An 18,347-nucleotide genomic window follows, 5' to 3' on the forward strand; every position below is an offset into this window, starting at 1 on the left:
TTATAACGGGTTGATGATGAGCTCAAAGTTCGCTGCATCTATATTGAGTTTAACGTTTGCTGACCAAAGGTCCCGCTGACTATAACTAATCCTGACAATCGGCTTATCGCCAACAGCACCGTGTTGCTTATCGGCATAAAGCTTTCGGCAATAGCCTGCATCGCAATTATAGCCTTGTATATAACCATTTTGTAAATGCTGATTGATACTGTCTTCATCCCAGTAGATAAGCTGCATAATGGCAAGCAGATACTCTGCTTTGAATTGCGAACCGAGCAATGTACTTTGCTCACTAATGAGCTGATGACCGTCATAAGTGAGTGTGAATAATGGCTGCCCTAGAGGGGCTAAGCCAACTAAGGTTAACTGCTGTGCAGCAAGCTCAAGTTGAGTTAATAATTCATGCTGGCTTGACTGAGTTTTGATGGTGGCTTTTTGTGTCAGACTACGCTCAATAATAGGCGTCAGTTGACTCTGACTGCTAGCCGCTATCGGCGCTAAGCAATAATTAACATCGCTTGGAAGCTCAACGCAGGTCTGTCTTTGCAGAGTTTGGCTACAACCCGTTAATAGCAGCAGCCCAACAATGGCGAATGTTTTTAATCGATACCCTAGCTGCGGCATAATTCTACAACCATATTAAGGCGTCTTTTAGACTCGCTAACAAAAGGATTTTTCTGATCCCAAGCGTAGCCAGCTAAGATGGAGCAGATCATCTGCTTAATGGTGACATCAGGTTGTTGATAGAAGATAGCCTCTTGAAAGCGACAGTCATACCATGCTTCAACATAAGTTCTAAAGGTATCGACGCCTTTCATTAACGGCTCGGCATATTCAGTTTGCCAATTAATACTTTCACCATCAAGTTGCTTAACCAGCGCTTTTGCCGCTAAAGACGCGGACTGCATCGCAATGGTCACCCCAGATGAAAACACCGGGTCGAGGAACTCGCCAGCGTTCCCAAGCAGTGCAAATTTTTGGTTAGCCAAGGTGGTCACATTAGCAGAATAGCCTTTTAATATTCCGCATTCGTTAATCAACTCTGCATTGGCTAATAATCGCTTAAGTCCTGGCTCTTGAGAGACCATCTCAAGCAATACATCATCTAGATTAGCAGTTAGATCGCCAAGCAGGTGGGGCTCTGCCACCACGCCAATTGAGCAACGACCATCGCTAAACGGAATAAGCCAGTACCAAATATCTTGGTTTTGTGGGTGAACGCTAATAAGGATCTTGTTACGGTCAAAATCGCTACAAGTAATATTGTCTTGAATATGGTTAAACACAGCCGTGCGTGTTGGTAAGCTTGATGGTTTTCCTAGTTCAAGTAATCGCGGTAATACTCGACCAAAGCCACTGGCATCAAGGATAAACTTGGCGTTAACCCGGTAGCTTTCGCCAGCTTCACGATTAACCGTCAGCTGTGGCGCGTTCGTTAAATCTACCGACTCTACTGATTGGCCATAGCGGATCTCAACGCCTTGCTTGGTCGCTTCATCTGCCAATAGTTTATCGAATTTTGCCCGTTCAACTTGAAAGGTTGTGCCTGGACCTTGGCTAAACTTGTCTTCAAAATCAAAGGTGGTGTATTGGTCTCCGCACCTAAATGCGGCGCCATTCTTATATTGAAAGCCCGCTTGATTGACTGCATCGAGCATATTGGCTTCTGCGATTACCTGCATACAGCAGGGCAGTAAGCTCTCGCCAATGGAAAAGCGGGGGAAATGTTGCTTCTCAAGCACAAGTACACGCTTTCCTTGGGCATGCAGCAAGCTTGCAGCAATGCTACCTGATGGCCCTGCACCGATAATGGCGACATCGACTTCTTCAACACTTTTCGTGTTTTGATGTACGTGAGTGCTTAGCATTCCGCTGTTTTCCTTGTGAAAATCTGAATAAAGGGAGAGAGTAAAAAGGTAAAACTAATACCGATTAGTAGTGTTAAACCAAACGCACTAATCGCAGGTGTTTGGCTAAAGGCGAGTAAACCAAAGGCTAGCAATGTTGAGGTCGCAGACATGAGTACTGCCATCATCACCCCGCGAGTCTTTTGTTTAGCTTCTGCAAAAAATAGGCTGTAGTCGATACCGATACCAAACACTAAGATCAGCGCTAAGGCATGAAATAGCGTCAATGGCGCCTGCAGTAATCCTAAAGCAGATAAGGTTAGTAAAGCTGAAAATGCAGGTACACAAACGACAATAGTGGCTAACTTAATGCCGAATCTTAATGTGAAAATAGCCAGCGCTGCAGCCAGCGCGATAACCAGTAATGCTAAGGTGAGTTGTCGGTAGTGGCTCATCAATTTTGAGATCTCACCGACTTTATCAATTAACTGTACATTGGGGTTATTGCTAAACAGCGTTGCGAGTTTATCAAGTTGCTTAATACCCCCGAGCATAACAATCGCGCCATAGTCTGAGCCTTGCTCTGGCATAAGCCACAAAGGAGCTAACTGCCGGCCTGCTGCTGAGTTTATAAATGTTTGTGCGTCGATATAGTGGCCATTTGCGGTATGATACGCATCCACAAGTGGTTGAGCTATGCTCTCTTCAATACCTAATCTGGCTAAGATCTCTGTCAAGTTATCTAGATAGATCTGTTGCTGTAGTTGATAGTTACTCGTTTGGGTTTTCTCACTCGGAAGAAAGCGACTTAAACTGAAATGGTTACCTATCAACTGCTGTTTCGTTGCCGACTCAAGCAGTGGTTCGAGTTGCTCAAGCTGCAATTTAAGTGCCTCTTCACTGTTAGCGTGAACTAGTAAGAACTGATTGTCAGTACCGCCACTTAGCACGGTGCGGAGGCTGTCTTCTTGTTGTTGAATGGCTGCGGGAGTGTGTTGCAACTGGCGAATATCATCGTCACTGCGAAGCTGACTTAATCCAATCGCTGTAAAAGTCATGCCGACCAACAAGCATACACCCCTCGATAACCGAGATAATGGCATAACATGCATAAGCATAAAGCCTTGGTAGTGATCAGCAATATCGAGAAGGTGCTGGCTATCTTTGAGTTTTGCGCTGGCCAGCTTAGGGTAAGCAAACACCAAGGTTAAGTAAGCGCCAATGAGCCCTGCGGCGCAAAATATAGCCACTTGCTGCATACCGGGAAAAGGCGCTATCCCTAAAGACCCATAGGCAACAATACTGGTGATTAGTGCCAGTGATATAGCGGGTAAAATAGTCAATGAGGCTTGGTTAGCATCAAGGCTTGGATTATTGAGTCGTTCGCAGTAAAAGTGAAAGCAGTAATCAATGGCGATACCAACGAGGCTAGTGCCAAATACCAAGGTCAGTAGATGCAGTTCGCCAAATACCAATAACGTCAGCACAATGGCAAAAAGTAGGCTGCTACTCAAGGTCATGACGGCTATGGTCAGTGGCATTACCGAGCGAAAAGCCAACCACACCAAGGCGATTACACCGATAAGCGAGATAACCCCAATACTTGAGACTTCTTGTTTGGCATTGTCTGTGGCTGCAGCTGCATGAAACAGCGCGCCAGCCTTGATGAAACTTACCGCTGCATTATCATCGGTGACAGCGCTCATTGCTTGATTTAGTGCTGCTAACTGTTGCTGCTGAGCATTGGGACTAAAGGCGCTTTGTAGCCCCTTAGCCATCACAATCGCGATGTACTTGGGGGACGTATTGCTGTTGTTTTGGGGCAACGTGCTTAGCAATACGCCATTTTGTACCGATAGTGCTTGCTTGGGAGCAAGTGCCAGTAAATTATCAGGGTAGAGCAGTAACGGGTCTTGGCTAATGAGGCCACTATTGGCATAGCCAAATGCACTATAGAGTTTTTGTAGGCTGGCTTGGGTGAGTTGCGGCCATTGCTGTTGACTAAGTTGTTGCTGTTGTCTATCGGTGAGCAGGTTAAAGCGATAGGGAAAATAAAAAGCATTTAAAGCTTCAGCTTGCGAAATATCTGCGCTTGCAACATCAGTGAATACCGCTGCAGTGTTTGTTTTCAACTGCTGTATTAATAGTGAAGCGGCATTAACCGCCTGGCTTTTATCTGCTGCAATAACCCCAATATAAAGCCTGTTGGCGAGTTGCTGTTCAACGGATGCTATTGCTCGCTGTGTGAGCGGGCTTTCGCTCACTTTGGGCAGCATTGCTAAAATGTCGGTTTGAATCTTTGCGCCAGATTGCCATTGTACACAGCCGATAATGAGTGTGCTAACGACTAGCATCAACCAGATCACTAGCTTTTTGGTTGGGCTTATACGGGATAGAAAGCCAAGTATGACAACCTGCTGTTTGACGCTCATTGAGTCTCTCTGAGGTTATCTGCGATAGCGGGCGAGAAGCGCGCCTTGTCTTGCTCAGTTAATGGTTGCTCCACAAGCTCGGAAAACTCAATACGACTGCGATCTTGATTATCGCTAAATAGGATCAAGGTTTGAATTTGTGTCTCGCCGCTCAATACGAGCCGAGGCATGGCCTTTTGCACCATAGGATCTATCGGAATGAGTCCTAGCTGCCATTGCGGATTATTGCTGTTGGCGTTGTCGATGCTGAGTTTGAAATGCTGTTGTAGCGTTTGCAAATTGCCGCTAAGCAGTGCATTGAGTAGGGTAGGCATAAGGTGTGATAACTGACTTGCGCTAGCAGATTGCTGGGCTTGTGTTACCTGAATTTGCCCTTGACTGTCGATTTGCGTCAGCCTCCCTGCTTGTAAAATCAAGGTGCTGCTAAAAGGGGATTGTTGCTGCCAAACGATACCAAGTTGCTTAGCAAATACAAAATTACCGTTACTCACCAATGGCTTCTTAAGCACTTTTAAGTAGCGGTATTGAGTAAATAGTCCTTTAGCTTGCGGACTAGGTGATAATTGCAGTGCCAGTTGCTCAAGCTCTGCACTTGATGCCTGCTGGCTAAACAAAGCGGTAAAATCTGTTTGGCTAACGGCGCCAAAGCTTGCGCTACTTATCAGTAGTAAAGTGGTTAGCAATATGAGTTGCTGATACACTCTTTTCAGCTGCAGCACACTCATCGGCTTACGCCCTTAACTAACCCCGTTGCTGGGCTTGATAGCTCGAAGTCAGCCATTAGCGCTGCAATCTTATGCTGAAATATATCAGGGGTCACAAAGCACAGCTCTTCAGTTTGCATATCAACCGCAGCTTGAATGGTATAACCCTTGGTAATGCGTTTTTGAGTTGTGGCATCCAGCACTTGATAGTTGATTTTAAGGCGGTTCTCCCACTCTACAATGGCTGCTTTGATAATCACTTTTTGATCGAAAGTACTCGATTGCACATATTTTATCTGCAGGTCAACAATGGGCCAGCTATAGCCAGAATCCTGCATGGCACGGTAGCCATAATCGAGCTTGTCGAGTAACTGACAGCGGGCAACCTCAAAATAGCGTAAGTAGTTGCCATGCCAAGTGATGCCCATAGAATCGACATCATGGAATGGGATAATAACTTCGATCTCGGTGCTTATTATGCCTTTCATTAGTTCACAACTCTCCGCTTAATGCCGCTATGCATTAGCATACTTCCCAATAGCCCGATTGGATTTTATCAACAGTTGAGCGAAGTGTTTGCTCAAGGGGGCGGTCTTCGGTAAGCAGTTCAAAATCTTCTTCAACCTGAGCTAGCGTCTTGCCTAATGAGGGGGTGATAGAGCTTGGTACGAGTTCTTGCTGAGCTATTCGCAAACGAATGCCTTGTGACATTGCTAACAGCGCTGCAGCAGCCACTTGCTCGGTGAGTTGCAAAACTCGGATGCAGTCACGGGCAGAAATGGTACCCATACTAACCTTGTCTTGGTTGTGGCACTCAGTTGAACGCGAAAATACGCTGGCTGGCATGGTGTTTTTTAGCGCTTCAGCGGTCCAAGCAGACACGCCAATTTGCACTGCTTTAAAGCCGTGGTTAATCGCTTTACGTTTACCCATGGCGCCCGATAAATTTGCCGGTAGACCATTATTAAACTTTTGATCCATCACTAATGCCATCTGCCGATCGATAAGATCTGCGATGTTCGCCACTGCGTTCTTCATTGAATCCATGGCAAAGGCGATATGGCCGCCATAGAAATGTCCACCATGCAAAATATGTTCGCCCTCACCATCAACAATGGGATTATCGTTGGCGCTGTTTAGTTCAGTTTCAATAAACTGACGCATAAACGGTAGTGCATCTTGCAGTACTCCAATGACGTGCGGTGCGCAGCGGATAGAGTATCTGTCTTGTAATCGGTCTGAATTACGAGGATGAGTGTGATGATTGAGATCTTCACGGATCCAAGTTGCGATCTGATTTTGGCCTGGATGCGGTTTAGCGGCAAACAGGATGTCATCAAAGTGGTTTGAATTACCTTTTAACACTAATGATGCCATCGCTGTGATACGGCTTGAAAGGCGCGCCATATACTGGGCGCGGTCGTAGGCTAAGCAGGCTAATGCTGTCATTACTGCAGTGCCATTCATTAGCGCTAATCCCTCTTTAGGGCGCAGTGTTAGCGGTGTAATTCCTAGTTGCTGATAAACTTCGCTTGTTGGGCGGCGCTCACCTTGATACATCACATCACGCTCACCAACCAGCACTGCCGCGAGGTAAGACAGTGGGGTTAAGTCACCACTGGCGCCCACAGAGCCTTCCTCTGGGATAACCGGGGTTATATTAAGGTTAAGCAGTGTTTCTATGCGCTCGAGTAACTCGTAGCTGACACCGGATTTGCCTACCGCCAGTGAGCTCAAGCGACAGGCCATTACGGCTCTTGCTTGTGAGATAGAGAGAATATCGCCCATGCCGCAGCCATGAAAGCGGGTTAAATGCAGCGGTAATTCATGCACCAGATCAAGTCCAACTGTGACAGTACAAGAGTCTCCATAACCAGTGGTTACACCATAGACCACGCCTTCCTCTTCTAGCAAACTGTCAATAAACCAGGCACCTTTTTGAATATAGGCTCGATACTCATCAGTCTGGTTTAGCTTTGCAGTAGCGCCTTTGGCAATTGCTACAACGTCTTCTAGAGACAAGTTGCGGTAACCGAATTCTATCGATTGCTTATTGGTGTTTATGGAGCTTGCCTGTGTCATTTTTGTTGTTGTCCTTTACTGCTTTTAATGTTGGCGCGTTGAACATCTTCGTCCTTGTGCCAAAAATCATAAAAATTGAACCACTGCAGTGGCTGGCGCAGCGCAAAATATTCTAAGCGCTTGCTAAAATCGAGTACCGCATTTTCTAGCCGCTCGGCGCGACCTGCACGCGGGCCTTTTAAGGTATTTGCAAAGTGGCTTACATGGACGTGATAACGCCCCTGCTCACGTAAGCAAAATAGGGTAAATACTGGGCAATCTAATAATCCAGCAAGGATAAAAGGCCCTTGAGGAAATGGGGCTTCTTTACCTAAAAATGGTGCGTATATAACCCGACCTGCAGTTTGTGATGAGGTTCTATCACCTGCAATGACCACCAGTTCACCGTCATCTATCTTTTGCTGTAACAAGATCGAGGTACTCGGGCCAAGTTCAGTGACTTGAATAAGGTTCAGTGCACTGTCTGGATTGAGTTGTTTAAGCACGCGGTTAAAGTTTTCTGCGTTGTCAGTTAGCACCATGACGTTTACTTTTACTTTACGCTGATGGATCGATATCGCGCGGCAAAGTTCAAGGTTTCCTATGTGCGAGACCAGTAAAATTGCGCCCTTTCCTGTTTCAAGCTGGTCTGTCAGTAGCTGCCTATTTGGAAAGTCTACTTCAGCAAGTTTGATGCGGTCGCACCAAGCATCAATACGATCGAGTGCGGCATTTCCAAAGGAAAAAAAGTGTTTCAGGCTATCGCGCCAGCTAAGTTTATCACTAAGCTGTGGGTGGTTAGGTTGAGTTGTTTTCACTTGAGCTAAGAATTGTTTTGATGCGGTTCTAGCTGTTGTTCCTGTGACAAAAAAGTAGCAAATAACAGGATACATAATGGCGCGGCATAACCAGTGGCCGCCGTACCGATAGCTATCGGCAATAAGCTTGATGCCCCAGTAACTGCCACGTTCTTGCATGCTTGACCAATGTTTGTCTTGATTACGCAGGCTCAGCTTTTGCCATAGGCGCTTAGGTTGGCGTAGTAGCATGCCAAAAAATAATTGGCTGTGCATCGCTGATATCCGCACATTATCTTTAAAACCTTGAAAGTGGCTAATACCATCTTCAGGGTAGATCACGCGGGTGGGAATATGCACAACGGGGACGCCCTGCCAATATAAGCGTACTAATACTTCGATATCGAAATCCATTCGCTCGCCAAGGGCATGGCTTAAAAATAGCCTCTCTGTTGCTGCTAAGGGATAAACCCTAAAGCCACACATAGAGTCTTGGATATCAAAGCTTAAGGTCTCTATCCAAACCCAAAAGTGAGTGAGGTAGCGGCCATACAAGCGTCCTTTAGGGACGGAATCGTCATACTGTGGTAAGCCAGAAATCAAAGCGTTAGGCTCTGATTCTGCTCGCGCGATCATCGCTGGAATATCATCTAGGTTGTGCTGCCCATCAGCATCGACTTGCAATGCATGGCTGAAACCGTCCGTGTAGGCGGTGCGCAGTCCTGTCATTACTGCGGCGCCTTTGCCACGGTTAAAAGGATGGTGCAGCAATGTTACCCAAGGATATTTGTTTGCCAGTTCAATAAGCAAAAAACGAGTTTCATCATCGCTGCCGTCATTGACCAAATAACAGGGCAGGGCAAGCACATCCAGTCGCGCAAGCGTTTCTGCTATTGCGGCTCGGTGGTTATAGTTAGGAATGACCAAAGCGATGCGCATTAGCCTTTGACCTCATTCGCAGCTCTAGTGAGTGCTATTCGCCCCGATGCAAAGCGCTTTTCGCCATCGCTATAAGCAAAAATGAGCTTGGCTTTAGTAGCGTTATGACTGATGGTTAAATCTACCTGAGTGTCAGGTAACATCAACTGTTGAAACTTAAGTACCTCAAGCACTGCCACGCTACAATCGTAGCCAAAGTGTTGGCAACCGAGTTTGATCGCCCAGTCTAATTGAGTGACGCCTGGCAGCACAGGTTGTTCAGGAAAATGACCGTTAAAATACTCCAGCTCTGCGGCGATATTTAATCGCCAACAGATGGAGTCGGTCTCTGCTTGGGTACTGATAATCGCTGCTAGTGTTGATTTAATCATTTACTTTTAAACTTATCGATATCAAATAAAGCCAACATAGTGCTATGAACGCGTTTACCCTGCAGATCCTGTGGCAGTTGTTCTGGATAGCGCCAGCGTCTTGGCAGTGTGACGCGTTCAAATTGTGACAAGAGATGCTGTTTAAACTGATTGTTGAGGGCTAATTTTCCATCTAACTTTAGCTGCTCTATACCTTGTGGCGAAAGCTCTATTGCCGCACCCAACTGTGTTCTAGGCTGCTCAAGCATCAATAACGCTGCCTTGATGACATAGGGATGGCTCTCTAGCAATGACTCCATTTGCACCAGAGATAAGCGCTTCTCCTCAACTTTGATGATGCGGTCTAGGCGCCCTTCGAGGGTAAACTGACCGTCGGCAACAATGCTAATTTTGTCTTCACATCTAAGCCAATCATCATCCTCTAAATAGGGGGATCGAAGCTGCAGTGCACCATCGGCTGTATCGCGCTTTATCTCTATTTTGGCAAATGTTTGCCAAGGCTCTAAAGGAGAGTGTTGTTGTCTATAACCAACGCCTCCTGTTTCAGTGCTACCAAACACTTCAGTGGGTAGCTTACCGTAACAATGTTTAACTGCCATGGCAGCGTCAAAGCTTAGCGGACCGCCTGAGCTAAATACTAAGCTTGGCGCACGAATTTGCGGCTCGTTATCTAGGGCATCTGGTAGGCGAGACAGTTGTGCTGGACTGCTGATTAAGCAGAGGTTTGGAAATAGATTTGCGTAATAGCTCAGGGTTTCTGGGTATTCGACAAGGTCACTCAGAAATGGGCGGCTGGCAGCTAAAGGCCAAAGAATTTTAAATAACAGACCATAAATATGTTGGTGTGAAACCGTGGAGATCACACTACAGTGAGGTAAGTGTTCGGCAAAGGTATGCTCTAATACGCTGACCTCTGCATCGAGCTGGCTAAGTGATTTTGCTATTTTTTTAGGCTTACCGCTGCTACCTGAGGTAAATAGGAGCAGTTCGCCCCATTGTGTCAATTGAGGCCAAGTCGATGTTGGCAGGTTCAGCTCTTTATCTAGGCGCAGAAAAGCTTTGCCTTCACAGAGAGGTAGATCTGAAATCACCCCTTCAAACTCATGAGTCAATTCGCTCAATGTTCCAGCTTGAGTATTAGCAGGTAAGATAATCTGTTTACCCGCGAGCAAACCTGCACAGAGTCCAACGGCAAACATATCACTGCTTTCACAACTAAGTAGCCAGCGTTTTTCGATTGAGCTGACTAATTGCTGATGTAAGTGAGCAACTTGGCTACTGAAAACGGAACCAGTCACAATATTGTGATGGTTGAAGCTGATCAACTGCTGTGCGGTTGGCCCTTGAGACAACCAGGATTTAAGTAATTGAGTCATGTCTTTTTTAACCACAATGTTCTGTATAACCACTCTAGTGCGAGTAGTAAACCGATAAGCAAATAGGCGATTAAACCGTTATAGAGTGTCCAAGTCGCTAAATCTGTATAGAGCGCGGTATAAAATGCCACGCTAGCATTGAATACAAAGAGTCCACACCAAATAAGCGTTACTTTATTGAGATAGCTAACTGCCGTCTGTGGCAGATCAGGCTCTTTTAGTCTGGCTAACTGTTCGATCATGCTAGGGCCGCGAAGCAGTGAGTAACTAAATAGTCCCAACATGGTGAGATTAATCACCACTGGATAGAACAATAGAAGATCATGCTCTCTGGCGAAAAAACTACCAGCAGTAAGACCAATACCAATAAATATGGGTAAGCGTAATGCTTTAAGTTTCTGCTTTTGCAGCATTAAGCGCAGTAGTAATACTGCACATAGTAGCAGTGCTATTGTACCGCCTGGCAAATAGTGCAAACCGAAGTAGACGGCTAGTGGGTAGCCAATAACCACCAAACTGGTCACTATTTGCAAAAATAGCCGCATTAGCCTTTAACTAAACCTTCAATCGCAGTGACGACATCACCGACGCTACGGACTGCTTTGAACTCTTCAGGCTTAATTTTTTTACCTGTCATCTGCTGCAGTTTGATCACCAGATCGACCGCATCAATACTGTCTAGATCGAGTTCTTCATAGAGTGATGCCTCTAACGTTATATCGTCAGCTTCCACTTCAAATTCATCAACTAAGATGTGAGTCAGTGCTTCTAAGATCTGTTCACGAGTTTGCATAATACCTCCTACACTCGCTGTGACTTAACAAAGCTTGCTAAGCTAGCAACGCTGTAAAAATGCAATTTGGTTGCTTCAGAATTTGCTTCAATTTTTACATCGAACTGCTTCTTGATTGCTAAACCAAGTTCAAGGGCATCAATAGAGTCTAACCCCAGTCCTTCGCCAAATAGCGCCGCTTCGGCATCAATATCATCAATAGTGACATCCTCAAGGTCAAGGCTGTCGATGATCAATTGTTTAATTTCGTTTTCTAAGCTCATAAGTATTTATCTAATTGTTGTTTATAATATTCTTCAAGATCACGAGTCATTTTGCGAGCCATTTTAGCATCGCCACCCGCAGTAGCATCATAACGTAGATAGGGCAGTTTTTCGCCTACTTCGATGTGCATGCCGATTGTACGTCTAGGTAGTTGATACCAAGACTCTTGCTTACTAAAGCCGACACAGTTGGTTTTAAGTAGCAATGGTAGTAGATCGCTTTGAGTACGTATGGTGATGTTAGCTGCACCACGTGCAAAATCATTGACTCGTTTGCCGATAACCGTGCGGGTACCCTCAGGGAAAATAATGAGGTTATTGCCTCGGTTTAACACCTCTTTACAGTCCGCTAAAAGTAAATCTGCACCCCGATTCGGGATGTAACCGGCACTTGATACTACACCACGCATAAATGGATTGCGCCATATGCCTTGTTTAACAATGCAGCTGGTATTCGGCATTAAACTGATTAACACGACGACATCAACTAACGTCGGATGATTAGAGGTTACAATCACCCCTTGGGCATCTTTTAGTGGTTGTAGATCGCCGTGGGTCACTTTGATCAGACCAGTCCAAGTAAGCATACGGACAAAGCCTTTAAACATAATATGAACGGCATACTGCACTCGTGCTATACGCTGTGTGGTTGTGCCTGGCCAAAACCTGAGAATAGGTAAAATCGTTAATGAACTGATTAGGCCGCCAAGGCCAAAAACGACATAGCATAAGGTGCCTCCTAACCAGCGTGGTAGGTAAGCGATGCCTGTTAGTCGAGCTGGGGCAGGTTGGTTACTCAAAACTCAGGCTCCAATGTGTGCCTGAGAAGTTACCTGAGGTAGCTTTTTTCTGGGCAATACTCGCGAGTATCTCTACTAGTGTTAGCGAGTTTACTTTTGCCTGTAATGGTTTCAAATCGATTTGGGCAAGTGCAACATGTTGAGTGTTACTTGGCGCAACCACAAAAGCTGTTGAAATTGGCCACTCTGGCTCGCTGGCATATTGGTGGTAGATATCTGGGACAGTGTCATCAGCATAAGAAAGCAGTAAGGGTTCTGGATCATCAACTAACAACGCATATGCTTCGATAAATGCCTGATGCAGCGTTTCACTTCCTGCAGCGATAGAGGTCGATGCGTTTTGGTTTTGGCTCAAAATGCTATAGATACCACTGGCTGTATTGTGTACTGATTGGCTAAATGCGGTTGGCGACAGTGGAGACTGATCAACAATATCATTGAGTAAGTTGATAGTACGATTTATCTCGCCATGCTGAGAGGCAAAAATACTGCGACACTGAGCTGGGGGCTCGCATTGAAAAATCGAATCAAGGATTATTTTTGTCAGTTTACTCAAGCGGCGACGTTGCATTGCTGGGACTTGTGGCAACTTAGGCGCAGCTGTTGCTGTCGCTCCAATATCTGATATCGCAGCAGGCCAAGCTTGCCAGTCAGCTTTTTGCTGATACTGTGGCGACCAAGCGCCCCATGAAAGAATGCTAAACTTCATTGCACTGCCTCACATACGAATATCCGTTCGTAGTGCCTAAATAGAATATGTAAGTGACTGATTTATTAAATTATAAACCAATTACGCTGTACGAGCGCTAAATAAGTACGTAATCAGTGGAGATAACTTGAGATGGGGAGTAGTACGCAACCATCAAAAAGTACGCTGACGAGGCGTCATTCTACAACAGAATATGTTTGAACAAGAAGTGTTTTAAGATACGGCTGTAACTTAATGCGGTAGACCGTTATCGAAGTGTAGGGCTAAGGTAAGGGCTCTGTTATTTTAGAGCCCTTATATAGTTTTAAATGCAGTTAACGGATCAGTTTAGGTGTTTTTGTAACCGACGTAGTGCTGACTTAACCTTACGAGAGTTCTCGGGTCCCATACGGATCATCAACTTCTGTGCATTGGGTAGTGCTTCTAAATTCGGATCAACAAATTGATAGTTTACGCTGACACCATCTAGCTCAATAGGCTGCTCAATAATAGGTGCATCTAGCATGATAGCGATCGCCTGCTGCATTCTTTCATCAAACGAAGTGTCGTTATAGCCGAGTTCACTAAATGCTTCACCTAATAGTGGAGTCATCTCTTTGTAACTTTTAGCTAATTCCTCTTCATTTAGGCTGGCAAGAAAGTCAGCGTATAGATCGTAACGGTGGTAGCTATCAGGATCGATATAGGTTTTATTCGCTATTTCCGATACTGTGAAGTTGCTGTTTGGTGCTTTCAATGGGCTCACTTTTCGAGCCAATTCCCCTTGAGCCAAGTTATCCACAAACACCACAAACTGACGTACAACATTATCTTCAATCATCAGTGGCTCAATGGCCATTCCATCGGCTATATCTATCGCCTTTTGATGGATATAAGCGTCACTGTCAGCTAGAGCGGGAAGCGGTTCAACCTCAGGAACAGGCTCTACTTCGGGTAGCTGCACAGGCACGGGGTCAACAATTTCGGGCTCTGGTTCAGGCAGAGTCGCTTCTGTTTCAAGCGGCTCTGCTGGGATTGGGTCTGGCACGATCACAGGTGCAATAACCTGTGGTTCTTCACTCTTATCATCACCACTTAAATAGTAGTAACCTCCAGCAGAGATCAACACAACTGCGGCAATGGCAATAATTGCTAGGCCATTTGTACCTGAGGATTTCTCCTGAGGCGTAATTCTATCTTCTTGACTGAGTTGCATTTAGTTTCCTCTGCTACCGCACGATAATCGTTATAGTGGTAATGCACTTGCTATCCACCCATTTTGCAAAATTAAACAGGCTTGTCTATAGGTTGAAGCTCTATTAAGGATATTTAATTTGTATCAATCTTTAAACATAGTTGAATTGCCAGATAGAGTATGGTGCTATTGGCTACTCGTAGTGATTTATCCTTTAAGCTTGAACAAATTGCTCACGATCACCAAGCCAGCGCTGAATAATGGCATCGACACTGTCAGGAGCTTGCTGCATAACATGAGGTGCAAGCTTTTGCACATGGGGAATTAATGCTTGATCGCGCATTAAATCTGCGATTTTCATATCTGCAACCCCCGTTTGTTTTGTGCCTAGCACTTCCCCAGGGCCGCGGATCTCTAAATCTCGCTGTGCGATGATAAAGCCGTCGTTACTTTGCCTTAATACACCTAAGCGCTTAGTTGCAGTAGCTGACAGCGGTGGTTTATACATCAACACGCAATGGCTGGCGATGGCACCGCGACCAACACGGCCTCTTAGCTGGTGCAGTTGTGCTAGTCCTAGACGCTCTGGATTTTCGATAATCATTAAGCTGGCATTGGGCACATCTACCCCAACCTCTATCACCGTTGTCGCTACGAGCAAGTGTAATTCACCAGCTTTAAAGCTTGCCATTATTTGCTGCTTTTCAGCAGGCTTCATTCGGCCATGCACTAAACCTACTTTTAACTCCGGCAGGGCAAGTTTGAGCTCCTCTGCGGTGTCTTCAGCGGCTTGGCATTCTAATGCCTCAGACTCCTCAATGAGGGTACATACCCAATAGGCTTGACGGTTATCGTTAACGGCTGCTTGGCGGACTCTGTCGATAACTTCTTCACGGCGCTGATCTGATACTGCGACAGTGGTAACCGGAGTTCGTCCTGGTGGCAGTTCATCAATGACTGAGGTATCGAGATCGGCGTACGCTGTCATCGCCAAAGTCCGCGGAATTGGTGTTGCGGTCATAATCAGCTGATGCGGGTGAAAGCCCTGACTGACACCTTTCTCTCGCAAGCCTAATCGCTGGTGAACACCAAAACGATGTTGCTCATCGATGATGATTAACGCTAGCTTATTAAACACCACTTGTTGCTGAAATATAGCATGGGTACCAATAACGATATTGGCATCACCCGATTCAATATCGGCTAAAGATTGTGTTCTTGCCTTACCTTTTAATTTACCTGCAAGCCAACCTACTTTAATTCCAAGCGGTTCAAACCAGCTTCTAAAATTGATTGCATGCTGCTCAGCAAGAAGCTCTGTGGGTGCCATCATCGCGACTTGATAACCGCTCTCAATAGCTTGCAGGGCGGCAAGTGCAGCCACTAATGTTTTTCCTGAACCAACATCTCCCTGAACGAGGCGCATCATAGGTTCTGCTTTTTCAAGGTCGCGAGTGATGTCGCTAACCACTCGTTGCTGCGCCCCCGTTGGTTTAAAAGGCAATGATGCTAGAAACGGATTTAATAGTTGGCCCGTAGCCGACATACTGACGGCTGCATCTCGGCGGGTGCGCTGGCGAAGCCGCAGCATACTTAAGTTGTGCGCCAACAGCTCCTCTTGGATAAGGCGCTGCTGCGCGGGATGAGTGCCGTTTTCCAGATCAAACAGTGAAACCTGATTATTTGGGCGGTGCAGTAGCTGTAACGCCTGTTTCAGCTCCATATGATTGGGCTGCAGATTACTTGGTAATAACTCAGGTAGTCCGCCGTTGGCTAACATCATTAGTGCTTGTTCCGTTAGCTTAATCCAACTGGCTTGCTTAAGACCCTCGGTTGTTGGATAGACAGGGGTAAGCGTGTCACTTAATGGTGCGGGGTCATCAATGGAAACTAATTTGTACTCAGGATGAATGATCTCGTTGAAGTGTTTACCGCGGCGGATCTCGCCGTAAGCACGAATAACACTACCCGTTTGCAGACCATTTCGTTGTGCAACCGAGAAGTTGAAAAATCTTAGGGTTAAACTGCCAGTATCATCACGCACAGTGCAGGTAAGCATGCGCTTACGCCCCTGTAATACTTGGCTGGATTGGATTACAGCTTCTACTGTACCGTAGCTGCCAGGATAGAGTGAGGCAATCGGGTAAATTTGAGTGCGATCTTCATAGCGTAGCGGCAGGTGAAACAACAGATCTTGCACTGTTGTGATCCCCAGCTTTGCTAATCTCTCGGCCATCTTTTTAGCGACGCCCTTGAGTTCTGTTATCGGAACAAGATCGAGTCTTTGCAAACGTTTAGCACTCAAACACTGTAAATTTATACATATATTATCAGAGATATGGTTTTACGCAAATCTGAGCTTTTTTATATTAAAGCCAGCCTTTTTGTTGAGCGATTCTGGCGGCATCAATACGGTTTGTTGCATGTAGCTTGCTAATTGCTTCTGAGAGGTAATTTCTTACCGTGCCTTCTGCAATGAATAGCATCGCAGCAATCTCTGAAGTCGATTTCCCTTCGCCTGCAAGCTGCAGTGCTTTACGCTCTTTGTCATTTAGCGGGTCTGATTCACCGACCGCCATGATTGCTAGCTCTGGATCGATAATGCGTTTGCCTGCCATCACTTGGTTTATCGCTTTGATTAAAGTTTCTGATGGCGCATCTTTTAGTAAAAAGCCACCAACTCCAGATTCTATGGCGCGTTTAATATATCCAGCTCTGCCAAAAGTTGTGATGATCACAATCTTTAATTTTGGCTTATTTTTTTGGCACCAGTTTGCCAGTTCTAAACCACTGAGACCTGGCATCTCAATATCGGTGAGTAACAGGTCAAACTCAGACGTTTTCAATAGTGCTAACGCTTCATCTCCATCTGCGGCTTGGGTGATGTCAAATTCGCCACTTAATGACAACAGTGCTGAAAGTGCGCCCCGCACCATGGCTTGGTCTTCTGCTAATAAAATTCTCACTTAAGGGTTATCCTTGTGTTGGCAGACTAATAGTAAATTGGCAGTCAGGATCTAAACTCCAAGTGAGTGCGCCTTTAAATTTAGCGAGCCTTTCGTTGATCCCTGTCAGTCCGTTACCCTGTTCAATTTGGTTCGGGCAGCCATCATCGCTTATGACAATGCGCAGTTCTGTTGAGGTTTGCTCAAAGTGTAATTCGCAGTGAGTTCCTTTGCTGTGACGGACAATGTTGCTGCAAAGCTCGGTTAAACTTAAGATCAGTTGGGTTTCTAGTTCAGGATCTAATTTAGGGATCTCGCCAAATAAGTTCACGCTCAAGCCCTTGTCACGCAGAGTTTGGCAAAGCTGGGTAACACAGGCCGCTAATCCTTTGTGTTTATAGCCTGACACAGTTTGGCGGATCTGACTTAAGCTATCCCTAGCAATACTATTAAGCTCGGTTAATTGCTGCCTTGCTTGCTCAGTTTGATTATTGGCGATGAGCTTTTCTGCCAGCTCTGCTTTTAAAGAGATGGATGAAAGGCTGTGTCCCATGATGTCATGCAGATCGCGAGCTATTCGTTCTCGCTCTAACATTGTTGCCAGCTGTTGGATCTCAGCTTGGCTCTTCTTTTCTTTGCATTTATGCTCGACTCTTTTACGCTCTGCGACACCGAAAAGACCGATTCCAGCAATGAGGCCTGCACCATATATCACCCAATAATAGTGGTCAAAGTTGAGAGCAGCATTAAGTAGAGATAATAGAGTTATGAGCGCTATTAGGCTGAAAATGGCAGTTCTCAGCGGGTAGAAAAATCCGATAAAAAAGCCTGCAAAAGTAAACAGTGACAGTGAACCAGTATTAATCGGTGTGATAAGTACGCCAATGGTTATCATCGCCAAAATCGGTTGATAGGCATTAGCTGTGCTTGAACGGTAGGCCCAGAAATAGCAATAAATGAAAGGGATTAAAGCCGCTAAGCTTAAGGCTATCTCCCAAGGCAGCATTTTGGTAACGAAGATGGGGATAAGATAAAACCCCAGATTGACTAGATAAACCCAGGCCAATTTATCTTCTTTTGATTGAGCTGACTCTGTCATGAAAAACTCCTTTTATAGGAGAGCTAAGCGATATAGC

General features: G+C 45.6%; 17 protein-coding genes and 1 pseudogene. All 18 read right to left on the minus strand.

What is annotated here, in order from left to right:
* Nucleotides 1–624 carry a DUF3261 domain-containing protein gene (locus tag SWP_RS01355; RefSeq protein WP_020910513.1) on the minus strand — a complete coding sequence of 208 codons (624 nt, stop codon included), beginning with the start codon at nt 622–624 and terminating at the stop codon, nt 1–3.
* The gene (locus SWP_RS01360; protein WP_020910514.1) at nt 612–1,868 is read right to left on the minus strand and encodes an NAD(P)/FAD-dependent oxidoreductase; all 1,257 of its coding nucleotides are present in this window, start codon (nt 1,866–1,868) and stop codon (nt 612–614) included. The genes SWP_RS01355 and SWP_RS01360 overlap by 13 nt, the downstream gene beginning before the upstream one ends.
* A complete protein-coding gene (locus tag SWP_RS01365) occupies nt 1,862–4,279 on the minus strand; it encodes an MMPL family transporter (RefSeq protein ID WP_020910515.1) in 2,418 nt (805 codons plus the stop codon). The genes SWP_RS01360 and SWP_RS01365 overlap by 7 nt, the downstream gene beginning before the upstream one ends.
* Entirely contained in the window at nt 4,276–5,004 is a 729-nt protein-coding gene (locus SWP_RS01370; protein ID WP_020910516.1) for a LolA family protein, read from the minus strand. The genes SWP_RS01365 and SWP_RS01370 overlap by 4 nt, the downstream gene beginning before the upstream one ends.
* Nucleotides 5,001–5,471, minus strand: coding sequence for an acyl-CoA thioesterase (locus SWP_RS01375; protein WP_020910517.1), 471 nt, complete (start codon nt 5,469–5,471; stop codon nt 5,001–5,003). Before SWP_RS01375 ends, SWP_RS01370 begins: the two co-directional genes overlap by 4 nt.
* Nucleotides 5,472–5,505: 34 nt before the next feature.
* Nucleotides 5,506–7,065 (minus strand): HAL/PAL/TAL family ammonia-lyase, encoded by a 1,560-nt coding sequence (locus SWP_RS01380; RefSeq protein ID WP_020910518.1) that lies wholly within the window; start codon nt 7,063–7,065, stop codon nt 5,506–5,508.
* Nucleotides 7,062–8,780 (minus strand): glycosyltransferase family 2 protein, encoded by a 1,719-nt coding sequence (locus tag SWP_RS01385; protein WP_020910519.1) that lies wholly within the window; start codon nt 8,778–8,780, stop codon nt 7,062–7,064. The genes SWP_RS01380 and SWP_RS01385 overlap by 4 nt, the downstream gene beginning before the upstream one ends.
* Nucleotides 8,780–9,151 (minus strand): ApeI family dehydratase, encoded by a 372-nt coding sequence (locus SWP_RS01390; protein ID WP_020910520.1) that lies wholly within the window; start codon nt 9,149–9,151, stop codon nt 8,780–8,782. Before SWP_RS01390 ends, SWP_RS01385 begins: the two co-directional genes overlap by 1 nt.
* A complete protein-coding gene (locus tag SWP_RS01395; RefSeq protein ID WP_044555541.1) occupies nt 9,148–10,527 on the minus strand; it encodes an AMP-binding protein in 1,380 nt (459 codons plus the stop codon). Before SWP_RS01395 ends, SWP_RS01390 begins: the two co-directional genes overlap by 4 nt.
* Nucleotides 10,524–11,072, minus strand: a complete 549-nt coding sequence (locus tag SWP_RS01400; protein WP_020910523.1) for a COG4648 family protein — start codon at nt 11,070–11,072, stop codon at nt 10,524–10,526. The genes SWP_RS01395 and SWP_RS01400 overlap by 4 nt, the downstream gene beginning before the upstream one ends.
* Nucleotides 11,072–11,320: an acyl carrier protein gene (locus SWP_RS01405; RefSeq protein WP_020910524.1), complete on the minus strand. Its 249-nt coding sequence runs from the start codon at nt 11,318–11,320 to the stop codon at nt 11,072–11,074. The genes SWP_RS01400 and SWP_RS01405 overlap by 1 nt, the downstream gene beginning before the upstream one ends.
* A gap of 8 nt (nt 11,321–11,328) precedes the next feature.
* Nucleotides 11,329–11,583 (minus strand): phosphopantetheine-binding protein, encoded by a 255-nt coding sequence (locus SWP_RS01410; protein ID WP_020910525.1) that lies wholly within the window; start codon nt 11,581–11,583, stop codon nt 11,329–11,331.
* Nucleotides 11,561–12,383: pseudogene (locus SWP_RS01415) on the minus strand (lysophospholipid acyltransferase family protein). The gene SWP_RS01410 and the pseudogene SWP_RS01415 overlap by 23 nt, the downstream one beginning before the upstream one ends.
* Nucleotides 12,376–13,092 carry a beta-ketoacyl synthase chain length factor gene (locus tag SWP_RS01420; protein WP_020910527.1) on the minus strand — a complete coding sequence of 239 codons (717 nt, stop codon included), beginning with the start codon at nt 13,090–13,092 and terminating at the stop codon, nt 12,376–12,378. The pseudogene SWP_RS01415 and the gene SWP_RS01420 overlap by 8 nt, the downstream one beginning before the upstream one ends.
* A 322-nt stretch (nt 13,093–13,414) precedes the next feature.
* On the minus strand, nt 13,415–14,287 hold the full coding sequence (locus SWP_RS01425; protein ID WP_020910528.1) for a DUF3014 domain-containing protein: 873 nt from the start codon (nt 14,285–14,287) through the stop codon (nt 13,415–13,417).
* Between the two features lie 193 nt (nt 14,288–14,480).
* Complete coding sequence (gene recG, locus SWP_RS01430; RefSeq protein ID WP_044555542.1) at nt 14,481–16,556, minus strand: ATP-dependent DNA helicase RecG; 2,076 nt, start codon at nt 16,554–16,556, stop codon at nt 14,481–14,483.
* A 79-nt stretch (nt 16,557–16,635) separates the two neighbouring features.
* Nucleotides 16,636–17,232 (minus strand): response regulator transcription factor, encoded by a 597-nt coding sequence (locus SWP_RS01435; protein WP_044555543.1) that lies wholly within the window; start codon nt 17,230–17,232, stop codon nt 16,636–16,638.
* A 7-nt stretch (nt 17,233–17,239) separates the two neighbouring features.
* Nucleotides 17,240–18,310: a sensor histidine kinase gene (locus tag SWP_RS01440; RefSeq protein WP_020910531.1), complete on the minus strand. Its 1,071-nt coding sequence runs from the start codon at nt 18,308–18,310 to the stop codon at nt 17,240–17,242.
* Nucleotides 18,311–18,347 lie beyond the last annotated feature (37 nt).

Source organism: Shewanella piezotolerans WP3, from assembly GCF_000014885.1.
Lineage (GTDB): Bacteria > Pseudomonadota > Gammaproteobacteria > Enterobacterales > Shewanellaceae > Shewanella > Shewanella piezotolerans.